The organism is Cellulomonas xylanilytica, assembly GCF_007989805.1.
Lineage (GTDB): Bacteria > Actinomycetota > Actinomycetes > Actinomycetales > Cellulomonadaceae > Cellulomonas > Cellulomonas xylanilytica.
In genome coordinates, this window is sequence record NZ_BJUB01000004.1 from 307,868 (window position 1) to 326,979 (window position 19,112).

Consider the following 19,112-nt stretch of genomic DNA (forward strand, 5'->3'; position numbering starts at 1 on the left):
TCACCGGAAGTCCCGCGACGACGACCTGACCTTCAGCGACATCGGCGTCAGGTGCTCCGCGACGAGGTTGGTCGCACCGTCCGCCCGTTCCAGCCGGCCACGCACCACCAGGGCGCGGGACGTGCGGGCGACCTTGCGGAACTTCTGCCACAGCCCGGCCGAGCAGATGACGTTGAGCAGCCCGGTCTCGTCCTCCAGGGACAGGAACGTGGTCCCGCCCGCGGTGCCGGGGCGCTGCCGGTGCGTGACGACGCCGGCGACGGCCACCCGACGCCCGATCTCGTGACGGAACGCCTCCTCGACCCGCAGGACCCCGGCGGCATCGAGCCCGTCGCGGACGAACTGCGTCGGGTAGGAGTCGACCGAGACCCCGGTGGCCCACACGTCCGCGGTCGCGACCTCGACGTCGTCCAGGCCGGGCAGCATCGGTGCGGTGACCCCGACCGAGACCCCAGGCAGGGTGTCCGGTCCCTCCTGCGCGAGCGCCCCGGCCGCCCACAGCGCCTCGCGACGGGTGACGCCCAGGCTGTCGAGCGCCCCGGCGGTCGCGAGCGCCTCCAGCTGCGTCGTCGAGAGCTGCACCCGCCGCACCAGCTGGCGCAGGTCGGTGAACGGGCCGTGCGCACGGCGTTCGTCGACCACCCGCTGCGCGACGTCCTCCCCCACCGACCGGACCGACGAGAGCCCGAGCCGGACGGCGAGGGAACGCCCTCCGTCCCCCGTCCGCACCCCGGCGGGGACGGCCGGACCGGTGCCGCTCGGCGTCGGCACCAGCTGCGGCTCACCGCCCTCGGGCGGCGGCCCCAGCCGTTCCACGCGTGCCAGCACGTCGGACGCCTGCACGTCGGGGCGCAGCACCTCCAGGCCGTGCCGGCGCGCGTCGGCGGCCAGGCTCTGCGGTGAGTAGAAGCCCATCGGCTGCGCCGCGAGCAGCCCCGCGTAGAACGCGGCCGGGTGGTACACCTTCAGCCACGCGCTGGCGTAGACCAGGAACGCGAACGAGTACGCGTGCGACTCGGGGAAGCCGAAGTCGGCGAACGCCCTCAGCTTCTCGAAGATCTCCTGCCCCGTGCTCTCGTCGATGCCGTGCTTGGCCATCCCGGACATCAGCCGTCCGCGCATCGCCTCCATGCGCTCGGTCGAGCGCTTCGAGCCCATCGCCCGGCGCAGCTGGTCGGCCTCGGCCGGCGTGAAGTCGGCGACGTCGATGGCCATCTGCATGAGCTGCTCCTGGAACAGCGGCACGCCCTTGGTCTTGGCCAGCGACTTCTCCAGCAGCGGGTGCAGGTACGTGACGGGCTGGCGGCCGTGCGCGCGCTCGATGTACGGGTGGACCGAGCCGCCCTGGATGGGCCCGGGACGGATGAGCGCGACCTCGATGACGATGTCGTAGAACGTCCGCGGCTGCAGGCGCGGCAGCGTGCCCATCTGCGCGCGCGACTCCACCTGGAACACCCCGACGGTGTCCGCGGCGCTGAGCAGGTCGTACACCTGCGGGTCCTCCGCGGGCAGCCCGTGCAGGTCGAGCGTCTCGCCCTCGTGCTCCTCCACGAACCCGAAGCCGATCCGCAGAGCGGTGAGCATGCCGAGGCCCAGCAGGTCGAACTTCACCAGCCCCGCGTCCGCGCAGTCCTCCTTGTCCCACTGCAGCACCGTGCGGCCCGGCATCCGCGCCCACTCCACCGGGCACACCTCGATGACGGGCCGGTCGCACATCACCATCCCGCCGGAGTGGATGCCCAGGTGCCGGGGCAGGCGCAGGAACCGGTCCGCCAGGTCGATCACGTGCTCGGGGATCTCGTCGAGGTCGCTGGCCGACGGCGGCAGGACCGTCGGGACGACGTCGTGGCCGTCCGCCGTGACCAGACCGGGGGTGTCGACGCCTTTGGGCGCGCGGACGGCCGACGGCGGCTCCCACGTGTTCCCCCACATCGACGCCTGGTGGCGACGACGCTCGTCCCGCGCGGTGGTCACGTCAGCAGGGGGCTCGGCCGGGGGGCCGGTGTGCCCGACGTGCGGCCGCGGGCGACGAGCGGAGGACGGCTTCTCGGGCGGCGGTGGCGGTGTGTTCGGGCGCAGGCTTCCCCACCGCTCGATCGACTGCGCCCACGCGTCCTGCTGCCCCGCGTCGTACCCGAGCGCGCGCGCGGCGTCCCGGATCGCCGAGCGCGGCCGGTAGGAGATGACGTTGGCCACCTGCGCGGCGTGCGACCGGCCGTGCTTCTCGTAGACGTACTGGATGACCTCCTCGCGGCGCGCCGACTCGATGTCGACGTCGATGTCCGGCGGCCCGTCCCGCTCGGGCGCCAGGAACCGCTCGAACAGCAGGCCGTGCCGCACCGCGTCCACGGCGGTGACCCGCAGCGCGTAGCAGACCGCGGAGTTGGCGGCCGAGCCGCGGCCCTGCGCCATGATCCCGTTGCGGCGGCAGAAGTCGACCAGGTCGTAGACCACCAGGAAGTACCCGGGGAACCCGAGGTCCTCGATGACCGTCAGCTCGTGAGCCAGCTGCGCGTACGCGCCCGGCACCTTCTCCGACCCCGGCGGTCCGTACAGCTCCAGCGCCCCGCGGCGGACCAGCTCGCGCAGCCACGTGGCCTCCGTGTGGCCGGCCGGCACCGGGTAGGGCGGCAGCCGGGGCGCGACGAGGGACAGGTCGAACGCGCACTCGTCGGCCAGGTCCGCCGCCGTCACCACGGCCGACGGGTGCCGGCGGTGCAGCGCGAGCATCTCCGTGGCCGACCGCAGGTGCGCCATCGGGCCGCCGGGCAGCCAGCCGTCCAGGTCCTCCAGCGACGACCGTGCCCGCACCGCGGCGAGCGCGGCAGCCAGGTCGGCGTCTCGCGGGGTGGCGTAGTGCACGTTCCCGGTGGCGACGAGCGGAAGCCCAGCGTCGGCCGCCAGGTGCGCGAGGGCGTCCGCGCGGTCGGTGTCGTACGGGTCCCCCACCGCGGTGACCTCGACAGCGACGTTGTCCCGGCCGAACAGCGCGACGAGCCGGTCGAGCTCGACGCGTGCGGCCTGCATCCCGGTCGGGCTCACCCCGGCGACACCCGACGGGTCCCCGCCCGCGAGCGCCCGCCGGACCGAGCCCTTGCGGCAGCCGGTGAGCACCAGCCACTGCCCGGCGGCCGTCGCAGCCAGCTCCTCCAGCCGGTAGTCCGCGGCGCCCTTCGTGCCCGTGCGCAGGTGGGCCTCCGCGATCGCGCGGGACAGCGCCCGGTAGCCGTCGGGTCCGCGGGCCAGCACGAGCAGGTGGGACGCCCTCGGGTCCGGGATGCCCGTCGGCAGGTCCAGCACCGGCGGTCCCGGGGTCGCGCGCGCCTTCTCCCGGGGGTGCCGTCGGCCGTCCGGTGCGGGCAGGTGCAGCTCCGCCCCGAACACGGTCGGCAGCCCCACCGCCTTGGCCGCCTGCGCGAACCGCACCACGCCGTAGAGCCCGTCGTGGTCGGTGAGCCCGAGCGCGCGCAGCCCGAGCCGCGCCGCCTCCGCGGCGAGCTCCTCGGGCTGGCTGGCGCCGTCGAGGAAGCTGAACGCGGAGTGTGCGTGCAGCTCGGCGTAGCGGGGCGGGAACGCCGCGGTCCGCTCGGCCTGGACACCCCGTGCGTTCCTCTCAGTCATACGTCGCCTCGCACGTCCAGCCGCCCGCCGTGCACGCCAGGAGCACCGCGCGGCCGTCGTCGAACGTCACCTGCAGGTGCGCCCGCAGGCCGGGGCGGTCGTCGGCCGACACCCACCACCGCTCGCTGAGCAGCCACGGTCCGGCCCACCCGGCGACGGCGCGCGGCCCGTCGTCGGCCACCCGGGACCGTGCGACGGCGACGTCCCACGGCTCGGCGCGACGACGCCCCCGTGCCGTCGGCGCCGGTGTCTCGCGCCACGACCTCTCGTACGCCGACGTCTCGTGCCCCGACGTCCTGTGCGCGGGCGCCCCGTGCGTGCGCCGTGCGCCACCGCGTCGCCCGGGACGCTCCCTCGGCTCCTCGTCCGCCACCCGCGGCAGCCATCGCACCCAGGCCGGCTCACCGCGCATCCCGCTGCGCACGTCGAGGACCACCGGCTCCCCCGCCGCGTCCCGCACGTCGACCCGCTCGGGCGGGTCCAGCACCGTCGCGGGTGCGGGGTCGGGCAACCGGCCGGGCCAGGGCCGGTCGACGGGACGCGCAGGCTCGGTCTGCTCGCCCCACGGCTGCAGGTGCACCTGGTCGCGCACGTCCCGCCCGCCCTGCAGGGTCGCGACGAGGATCCCCGAGCCGCCGACGATGCCCTGCACCCGGTCCAGCGCCCGGTGCGCGCGCAGGTCCCCGCCGGACGGGCCGCCCCACAGCCGCCCCTGCTCGGCACCGGCCGGGGCGACGTCGAGGGCGGTGACCGCGAGGTGCACCAGGGTGACCGCCCGGGAGTCGTCGTCGGGCCAGGGGTCGGTCGGCAGGTCGTCGTGCGCCCAGGGGTCCCGGCCCGAGGCGACGGCGTCGCGGGCCGTCCGCGCGCGGGCACGGGCGGCGGGGTCCTCGGCGGCGCGCGCCCGTGCCGTCTCGACCGCGCCGGCGGCCAGCCACCCCTCCAGCTGCCAGCGGATCCGGTCGGTGATCCGCGCGGGGGTCAGCCCGCCCCAGCCGCCGAGGTCGGTGCGCCAGGTCCGCACCAGGTCGGTGCCCTCGTCGGTGCGCGCGGAGATCTGCAGGCGACCGCAGGTCACGGAGTGCTGCACGAGCAGCGCGTGGAGCTCCTCGGCCAGCCGGCGGCCGGCGAACGTCGCCGAGTCGACCCGGTCGAGCGGGGGGTCGAGGTCGGTGGCCACCTCGAGGTCCGCCTCCGGCCGACGGCGGGCGGGCGGGCGCTCGTCGTCGCCGCGGGCGAGCAGCTGCGCCCACGCACCGAGCCGTCCGAAGCGCGCGTGCACGTCCGTGGGGGGCAGGGCGGCGAGGTGGCCGAGCCGGCGCAGGCCCAGCCGGTGCAGCAGGTCCACCAGCTGGGCGACCGCGGCCGCGGCCTCGTCGGTGACCGCCGCGTGCACGAGCTCTCCCATCGCGCGCGGCGCCAGGTACGCGGCGGACGTCCCGGGCGGCACCACCGCGCCGGTGCGGGCGGCCAGCACCGCCGCCAGCAGCCCGTCCGCGGTGCCGACCGCGCACTCGTGGCCCGACCCGGCGGCGACGGCGTCGATGAGCCTCTCCGCCAGGGCGTCCTCGGAGCCGTGGTACCGGCTGGCGCCGCCCGCGGGCAGCAGCAGCATCCCGGCACGGACCACCTCGATCCCCGCCACCACCGTCTCGGCCGCCGCCGCGACAGGCTCGAACAGCCGCACGTCCCGGGCGTCGTCGGCGGGCAGCAGCACCAGCTCCGGGCAGACCCCCTGCGCCTGCCGTCGCCGCATCCCCCGGCGCACCCCCTCCGCCCGGGCGAGGGCCGACACGGCGGTGAGCTGCCGGCCGTCGTGCACCGCGGTGGGCACGTGCGGGGGCACCTCCTCGGACGTCGCGGCGGCCACCACCGGCCAGTCCGGGACCCACAGGACGGTCGTGCGCGTGCTCATCCGACGAGCCTCAGACCGGTCGTCGGCGTCTGGGCCTGCGGCTCCGGTGCCGGCGCCGGTGCCGAGCCGATGGGGAGCGTCAGGTCGAGCGAGCGCGGCACGGCTGCGCTGCCCCGGCCGGTGCGGACCAGCCGGAGCTCGTGCGTGCGCAGCCGCCCCTCGCCCGCGTCGACCCCTGTCCACCGCCCCGCCTCCACCGTGAGCACCACCCCGGCGCCCGGCCAGTCGACCGTCGACATCAGCACCGACCCGCGGTCCCGGGCACGCGCGGAGAGCTTGCGGCGCTCGGTCTCGGTCAGGGCGGCCTCGGGTCCGACGACCACGACGTCCACGCCGTCGAGCAGCGCCGCCACCACGGTCGGAGCCTCGGGACCGGGGCGCGGCACCACGGCCAGCCGGTCGAGCGACACCCCCGCCTGGGCCGCCGCGAGCAGACCGATGGTGGGCTGGCCGACGACGCTCGCCCACGCCCCTCCGGCGCACGCGTGCGCGAGCATGGCCAGCACGAGCGACGTCGACCCGGTGACCACCGTGGTGCCTCCGCGGCGCAGCCCCTCGGGCAGGATCGGTGCCAGCGGCGGCGGGACCGCCATCGGCGGGCGCTCGCTGGTGATGATCCCGGTGGCCGGCTGCTCGGCGGGTGCCTCCGGCACGTGCGTGAGCGCCACCAGCGCAGGAGCGGCGGCCGCGTCGGGCTCACGGTGCGCGGGGGTGCGTCCGACCGTGCCGCGCCCTGACGGACCCGGCTCTGCGGTGACCGCCGGGCCGCCCGGCGGAAGCACGCTGCGCGCCCCCGTGCGCTGCTCGGCGCGCGCGAGGGCGGCCCGGGCGAGCGCCGCCCGGTCCTCGCGCGACAGGGTGCCGACAGCCGTCCCGACAACCGTCCCGACAGCCATGTGACCTCCTCTCGATCAGCCGATGAGAGGGTGCTCCCGGAGACCTCATCGAACATCTGTTCGAAGTATCTCAGTACACGCTGACACTCCTGGCACTGTCAATCCGGGGTCGCCCGCCCGGGTGACCGTCAGAACCGTCGGCGCGGCCGTGACGTCCACGTCGCAGGTCTCGGCTATGTTCTCGACGCCGCCCGGCAGCGTGGCCGGCGGGACGAGCAGAGAGGCACGCCATGGGAGTCGTCGTCGGGACCTACCGCCTCGGGCTGGCGGCGATCATCGTGCTGGCGCTGTTCTGGGCGCCCAGCACGGGCCTGGCGTTCGACCTCGAGGACTACGTCTACTTCACCAACCAGTCGAACCTGCTGCTGGCGGTCGTGATGCTCTGGGGCGGCGTCGCGGTGCTCGCCCGGCGCAGGGAGCCGGCGCCCTGGCTGTTCGGCGCCGTGACGCTCTTCATCCTCATCACCGGGCTGGTCTCCTACCTCATCCTCGACCCGGCGCCCCCGGGCGAGGAGGTCGTCGCGCTGGGCCTGACCCGGGACCAGATCGTCCACCGGCTGACGCCGATCGCGGCGTTCGTGCACTTCGTGCTGATGGTCCCCCACCGCCGGCTGCGCATCCGCAACGCCGCGTACTGGCTGCTCTACCCGGTGGCGTACTGCGCGTTCGCCACGCTCCGCGGCGTGCTGAGCCCGGGCAGCGCCTACCCCTACGGCTTCGTCGACGTCTCCGAGCTGGGCTACGGCGGCCTGCTGCTCAACGTCCTGATCTACGGCGTCGGCTTCTTCGTCCTGGGTCTCGTCCTCGTCGGGCTGGACCGGCTCCTGCCCGGCCGCGCGCTCGTCGGGCGCCCGGAACCCGAGACGACCCCGAGCGAGCCGCTGGTCGCCGCGCCATGATGGCGGGATGGCCGTGAACCTCACCCGTCCCGTCGCCCCCGACCCCTACTCGCTGCTCCCGTCGGTCCCTGACTTCACCCTGACCAGCGAGGACTTCCGGCACGGCGAGCGCCTCCCCGACGTGCACACCAACACGGACGCGGGCGGCAACGTCTCGCCGCAGCTGTCGTGGCAGGGCTTCCCCGACGCGACGCAGTCGTTCCTGGTGAGCTGCTTCGACCCGGACGCCCCCGGCCCCGCCGGCTGGTGGCACTGGACCGTGGTCGACGTCCCCGCGACCACCACCTCGCTGGCCCGGGGCGCGAACCTGCCCGCCGGGGCGTTCGCGCTGCGCGGGGACGACGGCGAGGCCCGCTACGTGGGCGCCGCTCCCCCGCCCGGCGACCAGGTGCACCGGTACTTCTTCGTCGTGCACGCCCTGGACGTGCCGTCGCTCGGGTTCGGGCCGGACATGATGCCCGGCGCCGCGAACACGGCCGTGCTGTTCCACACGCTCGCGCGCGCGGTGCTCGTCGGGACCTACCAGCGGTGACGCTCGGCACGCTGACCTGGGTCCGCGCCCTCGACCGCCCCGACCTGCTCGCCCCGTCGACGCTCGCCGCGATCCAGGCCTGGTCCGCCCAGGATGCGGCGGTCGCGGACGCGGTGCTGGTGACGGAGATCGACCCGGACCTGGCGGACACGGCCGCGCTCACGGAGGCGTACGGGCTCCCGCCGGCCGCGTCCGCCAACTGCGTCCTGGTCGCGGGCCGCCGCGAGGGCGAGGAGCGGGTCGCGGCGGCCGTGGTGCGCGCGACCACCCGGGCCGACGTGAACGCCACCGTCAAGCGGCTGCTGGACGTCCGCAAGGCCTCGTTCCTGCCCATGGACCGCGCGGTCGAGGAGTCGGGGATGGAGTACGGCGGCATCACCCCGCTCGGCCTGCCGGCGCGCTACCGCGTGCTGGTGGACGGCCGCGTCGCGGTGGACGACCCCGGCTCGGGGCCGACCGTCGTCATCGGCAGCGGGGTGCGCCGCTCGAAGGTCGCGCTGCCCGGGGCCCTGCTGGCCAGGGCACCCGGGGTCGAGCTCGTCGAGGGGCTCGCGCTCTCATAAACTTTCCTCGAGTAGCATCGGAGTCAACTTTACGGCGCTACCGGGGAGGTGGGCATGGGCACCTACGTCACGCAGCAGTGGACGCCGCGGACGACCGACGGCGTGCCCCGGCGGTTCACGCGCTCCGGCACCTATCAGGCGTTCGTCCCCGACTCGCTGCTCGACCTCGACGTCCCGCTCGACGGACCCGTGCTCGCCCTGCTGGACGAGGCGGAGAGCCGCGCGCGCGAGGCGGCCGACCTCGCGGCGCACGCCGGTCTCGGGCAGATCGGCGACCTGCTGGTGCGGTCGGAGGCGGCGGCGTCCTCCCTCATCGAGGGCTACGAGCCGACGCCCCGGGCGGTCGCCGTGGCCGACTTCGTCGCGCGCGGCCGCGAGTCCGCAGTGACCGTCGCGCGCACCCTGCACGCGGTGCGCGCGTCGGTGGAACGCGCCCGGGACCCCGGCGTGTCCCTCGTCTGGGACGTCGTCGAGCTCCAGCGGCTGATCGCCCCCCGCCACGCCGGGGTCCGCACCGAACCCGTCTGGATCGGTGGCCGGACCCCTCTGGAGGCGCACTACAACGCCCCGCCGCACGACCAGGTGCACCGGCTCCTCGACGACCTCGACGCCTACCTGTCCTCGCGCCGGCACCGTCCCGTGCTCGCCGCAGCCCTCGCGCACGCGCAGCTGGAGACCATCCACCCGTTCGCCGACGGCAACGGCCGCGCCGGCCGGGTCCTCATCGGCACCGTCCTGGCCCGCTACGGCGTCGCGCCGCAGATCACGCTGCCCGTCAGCACGGCACTGTTCCGCGACCGCGAGCGCTACTACGCCGCGCTCGACGCCTACCGGCAGGGTGACCGGGGCCTCGCCGTCGTGCACGTGGTCGCCGAGGCCGTCACGGCCGCGGCCGCCGACGCGCTGCGCCTGTCCGACCGGGTGACGCAGTGGCAGCGCCGGCAGACCGAGTCGCTGGACACCTACCTGCGGGAGAGGTCGTCGACGGGCCGGGTCCGGCACGGGGTCGCGCACCGGCTGGTCACCGACCTGCCGACGCACCCGGTGCTGGACGCCGCGACGACCGCGGCCAGGTACGGGGTCACCGCCGTCGCCGCCCGCAACGCCCTGGACGCGCTGGCCGCCGCCGGCGTGCTGCGACCGGACCGGAAGGCGGACCGCACCCGGACCGTCTACGTCGCCACCGAGCTGCTGGACCTCGTCGCGGAACCGGGGGTCGCGGCAGAGGCCGACGCGGCCCCGGCCGTCGACGTCCCGCTGGCGGCGACCGATCCGGAGGCCGGGACGGCGTGCGGCGCGTGGCTGCCGCGCGCGGGCCGCTCGTGCCGCCTCCCGCACGGCCATCGCGGCCAGCACCGCTGAACCCGGACGAAGCGCCCTCGGACGCGTCGGCCCGGCGGCAGCCTGATGACGAAACGGCCACACCCGCCCCGGAGCCCGCCCGGCGCCCGTAGCGTGCGTGGCATGCGCACCGCCCCGGCACCGTCTCGCCCGGCCCCGATGACCGGGGTCGGGACGAGCCGCCTGCGCGGGGAGCTCGTCCTGCACCCGGTCGCCCTGGTCGGGCTCGCCGTCCTGCTCGTCAACGACCACGTGCTCAAGGCGGCCGTCCCGGGCTGGTGGACGGGCAAGCTGTCCGACCTCGCCGGGCTCGCGTTCTTCCCGTTCCTGCTGGTGGCGCTCGTGGACCTCGCGCGCCGGCGAGGCCACGAACCGGGGATCCGCACCGCACTCGTCGCCGCCTGCGCCACGGCGGTCGTCTTCACCGCGATCAAGACGTCGGTGGTCGCCCGCGACCTCTACGCCGCCGCGGTCGGCATCGTGCGCTTCCCCGTGGACGCGCTGGTGTGGGGCGCCGCTCGCCCGGACCGCGTCGCCGTCGTCCCGGACGTCACCGACGTGCCGGCCGTCGTCGCGTGCGCGCTGGTCGTCCTGGTGGTGCACCGACGCGTCCGCGCACGTCGATAGGGTGCCCGGCATGAGCCGGACCACCCACCGCGTCGTGCGGGACCGGGCGGTGTGCCGCGCGCACGGGGTCGCGGGCGTGCTGGTGCAGCCGGTGTCGGGCGCCGCGCGCGCGGTCGTCGTGCTGGGCGGGTCCGAGGGCGGGATGCACGAGCGGGACGCGGTCGCGCTCGCGGAGGCCGGGTTCGCGGCCCTCGCCGTCGCGTACTTTCGTGCCCCCGGGGTCCCGTCCGCCCTCGTCGACGTCCCCCTGGAGTACTTCACCCGGGCGCTCGACCTGCTGGAGGCCCAGGGGTTCGCACCGGGCTCGATCGGGCTGCTCGGCGGCTCCCGGGGCGGCGAGGCCGCACTCCTGGTCGGCAGTCGCGACGAGCGCGTCGGGTCCGTGGTGAGCGTGGCCGGCAGCGGGGTGGTCACGCAGGGGATCGACGACGAGGCGGGCCGGCTGGACGCAATCCTGCAGACCTCGGGTCCCGCGTGGACCGTCGACGGCCGGCCGCTGCCGTCCCTCCCCTACGAGGTGAGCACCGAGCTCGTGGACACCATCGAGCGCGGGGAGCCGGTGGCTCTGCGTGACGGCTTCGCGCCCCTGCCGACCGACCCGGCCGCGCTGGCACGCATCAGCATCCCCGTCGAGCGCATCCGCGGTGGCGTCCTGCTCGTGGCCGGCAGCGACGACCAGGTGTGGGACTCGGCCGCGTACCACGGGGTCGCCGCCGACCGTCTGACCGACCACCCGTACCCGGCGGCGAGCGTCGTGCTCGACTCCGTCGGGCACCTCATCGCCGGACCGCCGGGCGGTCCTACGGCCAGCCTGGGGCCGGGGCCGGGCGTCACCCTCCGGTTCGGCGGCGACCCGGTGCTCACCCAGCACGCGCGTGCGGAGACCTGGTCGCGGACCCTGGGCTTCCTGCGCTACACGCTGCCCCGCGAGGAGCCGGCGGACGGGTGAGCGTCCGGCGACGACCTCAGCGCGTCGCCCAGAACGCCACGGCCGCCGCCGACGCGACGTTCAGGGAGTCCACACCGCCCCGCATGGGGATCTGCACGACCAGGTCCGCCGCGGCGATGGTCTCGGCCTTCAGGCCGTGCCCCTCGGAACCGAGCACCAGCGCCAGCCGCTCCGGGGTGTCCCGCTCCAGCACGTCCAGGCCCACCGCGTCGTCGGTGAGCGCGAGCGCCGCGGTGACGAACCCGTGCTCCCGCAGCACGTCGATCCCGGCGGGCCACGGGTCGATGCGCGTCCACGGCACCTGGAACACGGTGCCCATCGAGACCCGCACGGACCGCCGGTACAGCGGGTCGGCGCAGCGGGGCGTGACCAGGACCGCGTCCATGCCCATCGCGGCGCACGCGCGCATGATGGCCCCGACGTTCGTGTGGTCGACGATGTCCTCGAGCACGGCGACGCGCCGGGCGCCGGCGAGCAGCTCGGCCACCGGCTGCAGGACCGGTCGGTGCATGGCGGCCAGCGCCCCGCGGTGCACGTGGAACCCGGTGATCGCCTCGAGCACGGGTTCCTCCGCGACGTACACCGGCACCACGGTGTCGTCGGCGGGGAGCCCGGTCAGCATCCGCTCGAGGTCGGGCACCCACCGGGGCGACAGCAGGACGGACCGCGGTCGGTGGCCGGCGGCGAGCGCCCGGCCGAGGACGGTCGAGCTCTCCGCGATGTAGAGGCCCTTGGCGGGCTCCTGCCGCGAGCGCAGCGCGACGTCGGTCAGGGAGACGTAGTCGGCGAGCCGCTCGTCGGCGGGATCGGTGACGGGCTGCAGGGAGGCGACGGGCACCCGGTCATCCTCCCAGCCGGACGACGACCTCCCCGTCGGTGGCCAGCTCGACGGGCGTGCCGTCCACCGAGTACGTCCCGCGGAACCCGCTGACGGGCACGCGTCCCTCCGAGGATGTGCGCACCGTCGTCGGACCCTGCCACCACTCGTCCTTCACCAGCCGGCGCAGGGCGTCGTACGCCGGCTTGGGGGTGCCGTCGGCGCGCACGAGCCCGGCGGGTGCGCCCAGCCAGGCGCCCTCGTCGGTGATCCCCCAGTACGTCGCCGCCTGCACCGCGGGGTGCCCGACCAACGTGCGGTAGTGCCGCTCGAGCTCGTCGGCCTGCCGCGCCTCGCCCTCCGGCGTCGAGGGCCACGAGGAGACCTGGTGGTCGTTGAGGTCCTCGATGTGCGCGGGCATGAGGTCGCCGGACAGCAGCGTGGTCTCGGTCAGGTGCAGCGGCAGGCCGAACCGCGCGAACCGGTCGAGGATCCGCAGCGTCTTCTCCTCGCCCCAGTAGCCCTGGTGCATGTGGCTCTGCAGCCCGATGGCGTCGACCTGGATACCGGCCTCGAGCACGCCCTCGATCAGGCACTCGTACGCGGTCGACATGTCGAAGTCGTTGAGCAGCAGCGTGGCCGACGGGTTGGTCTGCCGGGCCGCGTCGAACGCGAGCCGGATGGTCGGGATCCGCCCGCGCTCCCAGGCCAGCCGGGTCAGGCCGTTGGGCTCCTTGTCGAACACCGGCATGATCACGACCTCGTTGATCACGTCCCAGGTGTCGATGACGCCGGCGAAGTCGGCCACCTCGCGCCGGATGCGGGCGTCCTGCACGTCGGCGATCTCGTCGGTGGTGAGGTCGAGCAACCAGGGGGCGCAGACGGTGTGCCAGGCGAGCGGGTGGCCCTTGACGGCGACGCCGCGGTCGGCGAACCAGCGGGCGGCCGTCAGCAGCCGGGCCGTGTCGGGGCGGCCACGGACGCGCTCGAAGCCGCCCCAGTAGAACGGGAGCGTCGCGGAGTTGAAGACGTCGAGCCAGAGGTCGGCGAGCGCGGCGGCGGAGCCCACCGAGGCACCGCCGAACGCGGGCCGCTCGCCGGCCTCGCCCTCCTGGTTGGCGAGCGCGACGAAGTCGAACCCGATGTTGCCGAACAGGAACGCGTGGCTCTCCTGCGCGACGACGACATCGGTGTCGGCCAGTGGGCGGCCGTGGGCGTCGAGGACCGTGACGACGGCGTCGGCGCGCCGGTGGTTCAGCGTGGACATCGCGCAAGCGTAACTTTTTATCGATCCAACGGGACCCCGATGTCGCCCGCGGCCACCGGCGCGTCGCCTCGCCGTGCGGCACGACCGCCGAGCACGGCGACCACCGCCCCGACCAGCGCGACGACGGGGACGACGAGGAACGCCCGGTGCGTCCCGACGGCGTCGGACAGCGCCCCGAGCGCGAACGGTGCGATGCCGATCGCGAGACCGCCGGCGAGGGTCGCACGGGCCTGCGTCGCGTCCGTGCGGCCGGGTGCCGTGGCGAGCAGGAGCGCGACCGACAGCGGGTACTGCGCCCCGTACCCGAGCCCGGCGACGAACAGGCCGACGATGGCGACGCTCGGCGTGGTCGCGGTCCACAGCACCGCCCAGCCGCCGATGGCCACGACGAACGCCACCGCGAGCAGCATCACGGGCGCCACGCGCAGGGACAGCGGCCCGACCACGAACCGGATCGCCGACATGCCCGCGACGAGGCCCGCGGTGGTCGCCGCCGCGATCCCCGGACCGGCGCCGGTCCGCTCGAGCACCAGGCCGGTGGCCCAGTACGTGGTGGCGAACTCCATCGCGACAGCGGCGACCATCGTCACCAGGAAGCACCAGCCGGGCAGGGTGGTCCGGGCCCGGACCACCGGTGCGGGGGTGCCGTCGGCGACGTGCGGCGCGGTCATCGCGCCGCCGACCGGGATCCGGGAGACGATGAGTGCGGCGACGAGCGCCAGCCCGACCGTCACGGCCACCGCAGGCCGCCACCCCCAGCCGATCGCCACGCAGGCGCCGACGGCGAGCGGTCCGACGAGCCCGATCGACGAGCCGATGCCGTTGCCCTCGGTGAGCGCCGCGGACGCCTTGCCCCCGTGCCGCAGCGCGAGACCGGCCTGTGCGGCGCTGATGGAGATGTTGCCGCCGAGCGCGAGCACCACCATGGCGGGCAGGCTCCACGCGAGCGACGGCGCCGCGACCAGGCCCGACGCACCGAGGGCGATGAGCGCGGACGCGACGAGGAGCGCGGTGCGCCGACCGCGGCTGCGGACGAACCTCGGGGTGACGACGGCAGCGAGGATGCCCCCGGCGGCCATCGCGGTCCCGTGCAGCCCGGCCTGCGCGTCGCTGATGCCGAGCTCGTCGGCGAGCAGCGGCACGCTCGGGTTGAAGCTGTAGAGCAGCCAGCCCCACACGACGAAGCTCCCGTAGAACGCGACCGTCATCCGGTCGCGCGGGAACCCCGTGGTGGTGGCGGTGGGCATGCGCCCGAGGGTACGTCGCCGACCCGCGCGATCAGTCCACCGGCGCGACCGCCGCGGCGAACTGGCTCGCGTACAGCCGCGCGTACGCACCGCCGGCGGCGAGCAGCTCGTCGTGCGAGCCCTGCTCGACGATCGCGCCGTCCTCCATCACCAGGATCGCGTCGGCGTCGCGGATGGTGGACAGCCGGTGGGCGATCACGAACGACGTCCGTCCCTGGCGCAGCGCGTTCATCGCCTGCTGGACCAGCACCTCCGTGCGGGTGTCCACCGACGACGTCGCCTCGTCCAGGATGAGGATCGGCGGGTCGGCCAGGAAGGCGCGCGCGATGGTGAGCAGCTGCTTCTCCCCCGCCGAGACGTTGGCCCCCTCGTCGTCGACCACCGTGGCGTACCCGTCGGGCAGGGTCCGCACGAACCGGTCGACGTGGGTGGCCTCCGCCGCCGCGACGATCTCCTCCTGGGTCGCGCCGTCGGCGCCGTACGCGATGTTCTCCGCGAGCGTGCCGCCGAACAGCCACGTGTCCTGCAGCACCATCCCCATCTGCGAGCGCAGCGCGTCCCGCGTGAGGTCCCGGGTGTCGACGCCGTCCAGCGTGATCCGGCCGCCGTCGACCTCGTAGAACCGCATGAGGAGGTTGACCAGCGTCGTCTTGCCGGCTCCCGTGGGACCGACGATGGCGATGGTCTGGCCCGGTTCGGCCACGAGCGACAGGTCCTGGATGAGCGGCGTGTCGGGCGAGTAGCTGAACGCCACGTGCTCGAACGCCACGCGGCCCCGGGTCGGCTGGACGGGCGGGGTGGGGTCCGCCGGGTCCGGCGACTGCTCCTGCGCGTCGAGCAGCTCGAACACGCGCTCCACCGACGCGACGCCGGACTGCAGGAGGTTGGCCATCGACGCGATCTGCGTGATCGGTTGCGTGAACTGCCGGCTGTACTGGATGAACGCCTGCACGTCGCCCAGCGTCATGGTCCCCGACGCCACCCGCAGGCCGCCGACGACCGCGACGATGACGTAGTTGAGGTTGGCGACGAAGCCGAGCGCCGGCTGGATGATGCCGGAGATGAACTGCGCCCGGAAGCTGGAGTCGTAGAGCCTGTCGTTGCGCTCGGCGAAGACCTCGGCCGCCTCGGCCTGCCGCCCGAAGACGGTCACCAGCGAGTGGCCGGTGTACATCTCCTCGATGTGGGCGTTGAGCTTGCCGGTCCACGCCCACTGCTCCATGAACTGCGGACGCGACCGCTGGGCGATCGCCCCGGCGATCGCGATCGACAGCGGCACGGTGACCAGGGCGATGACGGCCAGCAGCGGCGAGATCCAGAACATCATCACCAGCACGCCGATGACCGTGAGCACCGAGGTGATGAGCGCGGAGAGCGTCTGCTGCAGCGTCTGCGCCACGTTGTCGATGTCGTTGGTGACCCGGCTGAGCAGCTCGCCGCGCGGCTGGGAGTCGATGTACCGCAGGGGCAGGCGCGACAGCTTCGCCTCCACGTCCTGCCGCATGGCGTAGACGGTCCGCTGCACGACGACGGCGGTGAGCCGGCCCTGCAGCCAGCCGAACAGGAACGAGCCGACGTAGATCGCCAGCACGATCATGAGCAGCTGCCAGAGCCGGTCGAAGTCGATCCCCACGCCGGGGACCGCCCCGCTGCCCGCGACGACGTCCGCGAACGTGCCCTGCCCGCTCGCGCGCAGCGCCGCGACGGCCTGGTCCGTGGTGGTGCCCGCGGGGAACGCCGAGCCCAGCTGGGTGCCGATGACGCCGTCGAAGATGATGTTGGTCGCGTCGCCCAGGAGCTTCGGCCCGATGACGGCGAGCACGACGGACGCGACCGCGAGCGCGATGATCAGCGCCATCGACGCCCGCTCGGACCGCATCTCGCGCAGGAACCGCTTGGCGGACCCGCGGAAGTTCATCGACTTCTCGCCGGGCATGCCCATGCTCATCATCGGGCCGGGCCCGCGACGCGCTGCTGCCGGGGGGAGCCGGCGGGACTCGGTGCTCATGCCGCCTCCTCCACGCTGACCTGCGAGTACACGATCTCGCGGTACGTCTCCGACGACTCCAGCAGCTCCGCGTGCGTGCCGACGCCGACCACCAGCCCGTCCTCCATCACGACGATGCGGTCGGCGTGCCGGATGGTCGCCACCCGCTGGGCGATCACCAGCACGGTCGCCTCACGCGTCTCCGGGACGAGCGCGGCGCGCAGCCGGGAGTCGGTCGCGTAGTCGAGCGCGGAGAAGGAGTCGTCGAACAGGTAGATGCTCGGCCGTCTGACCAGGGCTCTCGCGATGGCCAGCCGTTGTCGCTGCCCGCCGGACACGTTGGTGCCACCCTGCGCGATCGGCGCGTCGAGGCCTTCGTCGAGCGCCTCGACGAAGTCCCGCGCCTGGGCGACCTCGAGGGCGTGCCAGAGCTCCTCGTCGGAGGCACCGGGTCGGCCGTACTCGAGGTTGGACCGGACGGTGCCGGCGAACAGGTACGGCTTCTGCGGGACGAGCCCGATCTGGCCCCACAGCTGGTCGGGGCTCAGCGCGCGGACGTCGACGCCGTCGATGAGGACCTCCCCGCCCGTCACGTCGAACAGCCGCGGGACGAGGTTGAGCAGGGTGGTCTTGCCCGCACCCGTCGACCCGATGATCGCGGTCGTCCTGCCGGGCTCGGCCACCAGGTCGACGCCGTGCAGCACCGCCCGCTCGGCGCCCGGGTAGCGGAACTCGACGCCGCGCAGCTCGAGCAGCCCCGGGCGGGAGTCGGCGCCGGTCCGCAGCCGCGCCGGCTGGGCGGGCGGGACGACGGAGGTGCGGGTGTCCAGCACCTCGCCCACGCGCTCGGCGGACACGACGGCCCTGGGGACCATGACGAACATCATCGTCGACATCATGACGGCCATGAGGATGTAGGCGATGTACGACAGGAACGCCGTGAGCTGCCCGATCATCAGCGCCCCGGCGTCGATGCGCTCGGCACCGAACCACAGGACCGCGACGGTCGTCGCGTTGAGCACCAGCATGACCGCCGGGAACATCAGCGCCATGAGCTTGCCGACCCGCAGCGAGGTGTCGTAGAGGTCGGTGTTGGTGGCGGCGAAGCGCTCGGACTCACGACGCTCGCGCACGAACGCGCGCACCACCCGGACCCCGGCGATCTGCTCGCGCAGCACCCGGTTGATCGCGTCGATGCGCTTCTGCATCGAGCGGAAGTACGGGATCATCCGCGTGACGATCAGGGCGATCACGATCGCGAGCACGGGCACCGCGACCAGCAGCACCGCGGACAGCCCGACGTCCTCGCGGATAGCCATGATGACGCCGCCGACCAGCAGGATCGGCGCCATGATCATGACGGTGAACGTCAGCAGGACGACCATCTGCACCTGCTGCACGTCGTTCGTCGTGCGGGTGATCAGGGTCGGCGCCCCGAACGTGGCCATCTCCTGCGCCGAGAACGTCTGCACGTGGCCGAACAGCCGCCTGCGCACGTCCCGCCCGAACGCCATCGCGGTCCGCGCCCCGAAGTACACGGCGACGACCGCGGCGACGACCTGGACCAGGCTGACGCCCAGCATCACGCCGCCGAGCCGCAGGATCTCCGTGGTGTCGCCCTGGGCCACGCCGTCGTCGATGATCCGGGCGTTGAGGCTGGGCAGGAACAGCGTCGCGATCGTCTGCACGAGCTGCAGCACGACGACCGCGACGACGGCGCCCTGGTAGGGCTTGAGGTGCTCCTTGAGCAGGGTGATCAGCATCGAACGTCTCCTTCGGTCCCGTCGCTCAGGACGCCGTGCAGGACGAGGTCGGCCAGCCGCTCGGGATCCGGCGGGGAGGAGTCGAGGCCGCGGCGCCGGGCGTCGACCGACCGCATGGTGGCCCCCATGAGCACCGTGGTGAGCAGGTCGATCACCTCGTCCAGCGGCAGGCGCAACCGGTCGGCGTCGGGCTCCAGCAGCCACGCGATCGTGGCGTTCACGGCGGCGGTGCCGGCCTGCTGGCGCGTCCCCCACATCCGCATGGCCGCCTCGCGGTGCTCGGCGGGCGGGCCGGGCTCGAGGCGGCTGAGCTCGTGCAGCAGCCCCATCCAGCGCATGGACTCGTCGACGCGCGCGAGTCCCTGGGCGAGCACCGCGACCACGCGGTCGCGCAGCGGCAGGTCGCGGTCGATGGTCGCGAGCTCCGGTACGGAGTCCGCGGGGTCGACGGCGGCCAGGACCGCCTCGCGCACGAGCGTCACCTTGTCGGTGAACACCCGGAACAGCGTGCCCTCCGCGACGCCGGCCGCCTCGGCCAGCTCCCGCGACGTCGCTGCGGCGCCACGCTGGAGCAGGACGGGGCGGACGGCCAGCAGGATAGCGGCGCGCCGCTCGTCCGGTGGCAGCGGCGCGGCTCGGCCGCGGACGGGCTCGGCAGCGGTCTCCATGCCGCGACTCTAACTGAGTG

15 protein-coding genes are annotated in these 19,112 nt (G+C 74.5%); 6 read left to right on the top strand and 9 right to left on the bottom strand.

The annotated features are described in order from the left end of the window. From CXY01_RS08545 to imuA', 3 genes are read right to left on the bottom strand one after another with little or no spacing between them, the layout of a single operon-like run. Window positions 1-3,621 carry an error-prone DNA polymerase gene (locus CXY01_RS08545; RefSeq protein ID WP_146926997.1) on the bottom strand — a complete coding sequence of 1,207 codons (3,621 nt, stop codon included), beginning with the start codon at window positions 3,619-3,621 and terminating at the stop codon, window positions 1-3. Continuing rightward, complete coding sequence (locus CXY01_RS08550) at window positions 3,614-5,536, bottom strand: DNA polymerase Y family protein (protein ID WP_146926998.1); 1,923 nt, start codon at window positions 5,534-5,536, stop codon at window positions 3,614-3,616. Before CXY01_RS08550 ends, CXY01_RS08545 begins: the two co-directional genes overlap by 8 nt. Continuing rightward, window positions 5,533-6,432, bottom strand: a complete 900-nt coding sequence (gene imuA', locus CXY01_RS08555) for a DnaE2-dependent mutagenesis accessory factor ImuA' (RefSeq protein WP_146926999.1) — start codon at window positions 6,430-6,432, stop codon at window positions 5,533-5,535. Before imuA' ends, CXY01_RS08550 begins: the two co-directional genes overlap by 4 nt. A 230-nt stretch (window positions 6,433-6,662) precedes the next feature. Here imuA' and CXY01_RS08560 point away from each other — a divergent pair, with 230 nt between their 5' ends. From CXY01_RS08560 to CXY01_RS08585, 6 genes are all read left to right on the top strand, one after another. Continuing rightward, the gene (locus CXY01_RS08560) at window positions 6,663-7,331 is read left to right on the top strand and encodes a Pr6Pr family membrane protein (RefSeq protein ID WP_146927000.1); all 669 of its coding nucleotides are present in this window, start codon (window positions 6,663-6,665) and stop codon (window positions 7,329-7,331) included. Window positions 7,332-7,338: 7 nt separating this feature from the next. Next, entirely contained in the window at window positions 7,339-7,863 is a 525-nt protein-coding gene (locus tag CXY01_RS08565) for a YbhB/YbcL family Raf kinase inhibitor-like protein (RefSeq protein ID WP_146927001.1), read from the top strand. Continuing rightward, complete coding sequence (locus tag CXY01_RS08570) at window positions 7,860-8,426, top strand: YbaK/EbsC family protein (RefSeq protein WP_146927002.1); 567 nt, start codon at window positions 7,860-7,862, stop codon at window positions 8,424-8,426. Before CXY01_RS08565 ends, CXY01_RS08570 begins: the two co-directional genes overlap by 4 nt. A 54-nt stretch (window positions 8,427-8,480) precedes the next feature. After that, the gene (locus tag CXY01_RS08575; protein ID WP_146927003.1) at window positions 8,481-9,788 is read left to right on the top strand and encodes a Fic family protein; all 1,308 of its coding nucleotides are present in this window, start codon (window positions 8,481-8,483) and stop codon (window positions 9,786-9,788) included. A gap of 102 nt (window positions 9,789-9,890) precedes the next feature. Further along, a complete protein-coding gene (locus tag CXY01_RS08580; protein WP_146927004.1) occupies window positions 9,891-10,394 on the top strand; it encodes a hypothetical protein in 504 nt (167 codons plus the stop codon). 10 nt (window positions 10,395-10,404) lie between these two features. Next, window positions 10,405-11,343, top strand: a complete 939-nt coding sequence (locus CXY01_RS08585) for an acyl-CoA thioester hydrolase/BAAT C-terminal domain-containing protein (RefSeq protein WP_146927005.1) — start codon at window positions 10,405-10,407, stop codon at window positions 11,341-11,343. A 16-nt stretch (window positions 11,344-11,359) separates the two neighbouring features. Here the strand turns inward: CXY01_RS08585 and CXY01_RS08590 are convergent, their stop codons facing one another. The 6 genes from CXY01_RS08590 to CXY01_RS08615 are packed head-to-tail and all read right to left on the bottom strand — an operon-like array spanning window position 11,360 to window position 19,092. Continuing rightward, entirely contained in the window at window positions 11,360-12,181 is an 822-nt protein-coding gene (locus CXY01_RS08590; RefSeq protein WP_146927006.1) for a TrmH family RNA methyltransferase, read from the bottom strand. A gap of 4 nt (window positions 12,182-12,185) precedes the next feature. Continuing rightward, window positions 12,186-13,427, bottom strand: a complete 1,242-nt coding sequence (locus CXY01_RS08595) for an endo-1,4-beta-xylanase (RefSeq protein ID WP_146927007.1) — start codon at window positions 13,425-13,427, stop codon at window positions 12,186-12,188. A 17-nt stretch (window positions 13,428-13,444) separates the two neighbouring features. Next, the gene (locus tag CXY01_RS08600) at window positions 13,445-14,674 is read right to left on the bottom strand and encodes an MFS transporter (RefSeq protein ID WP_146927008.1); all 1,230 of its coding nucleotides are present in this window, start codon (window positions 14,672-14,674) and stop codon (window positions 13,445-13,447) included. A gap of 31 nt (window positions 14,675-14,705) precedes the next feature. Beyond that, window positions 14,706-16,682: an ABC transporter ATP-binding protein gene (locus CXY01_RS08605; protein WP_222594516.1), complete on the bottom strand. Its 1,977-nt coding sequence runs from the start codon at window positions 16,680-16,682 to the stop codon at window positions 14,706-14,708. Continuing rightward, window positions 16,679-18,424 carry an ABC transporter ATP-binding protein gene (locus CXY01_RS08610; protein WP_146927009.1) on the bottom strand — a complete coding sequence of 582 codons (1,746 nt, stop codon included), beginning with the start codon at window positions 18,422-18,424 and terminating at the stop codon, window positions 16,679-16,681. The genes CXY01_RS08605 and CXY01_RS08610 overlap by 4 nt, the downstream gene beginning before the upstream one ends. Further along, the gene (locus CXY01_RS08615) at window positions 18,418-19,092 is read right to left on the bottom strand and encodes a TetR/AcrR family transcriptional regulator (RefSeq protein ID WP_246125170.1); all 675 of its coding nucleotides are present in this window, start codon (window positions 19,090-19,092) and stop codon (window positions 18,418-18,420) included. Before CXY01_RS08615 ends, CXY01_RS08610 begins: the two co-directional genes overlap by 7 nt. Window positions 19,093-19,112 lie beyond the last annotated feature (20 nt).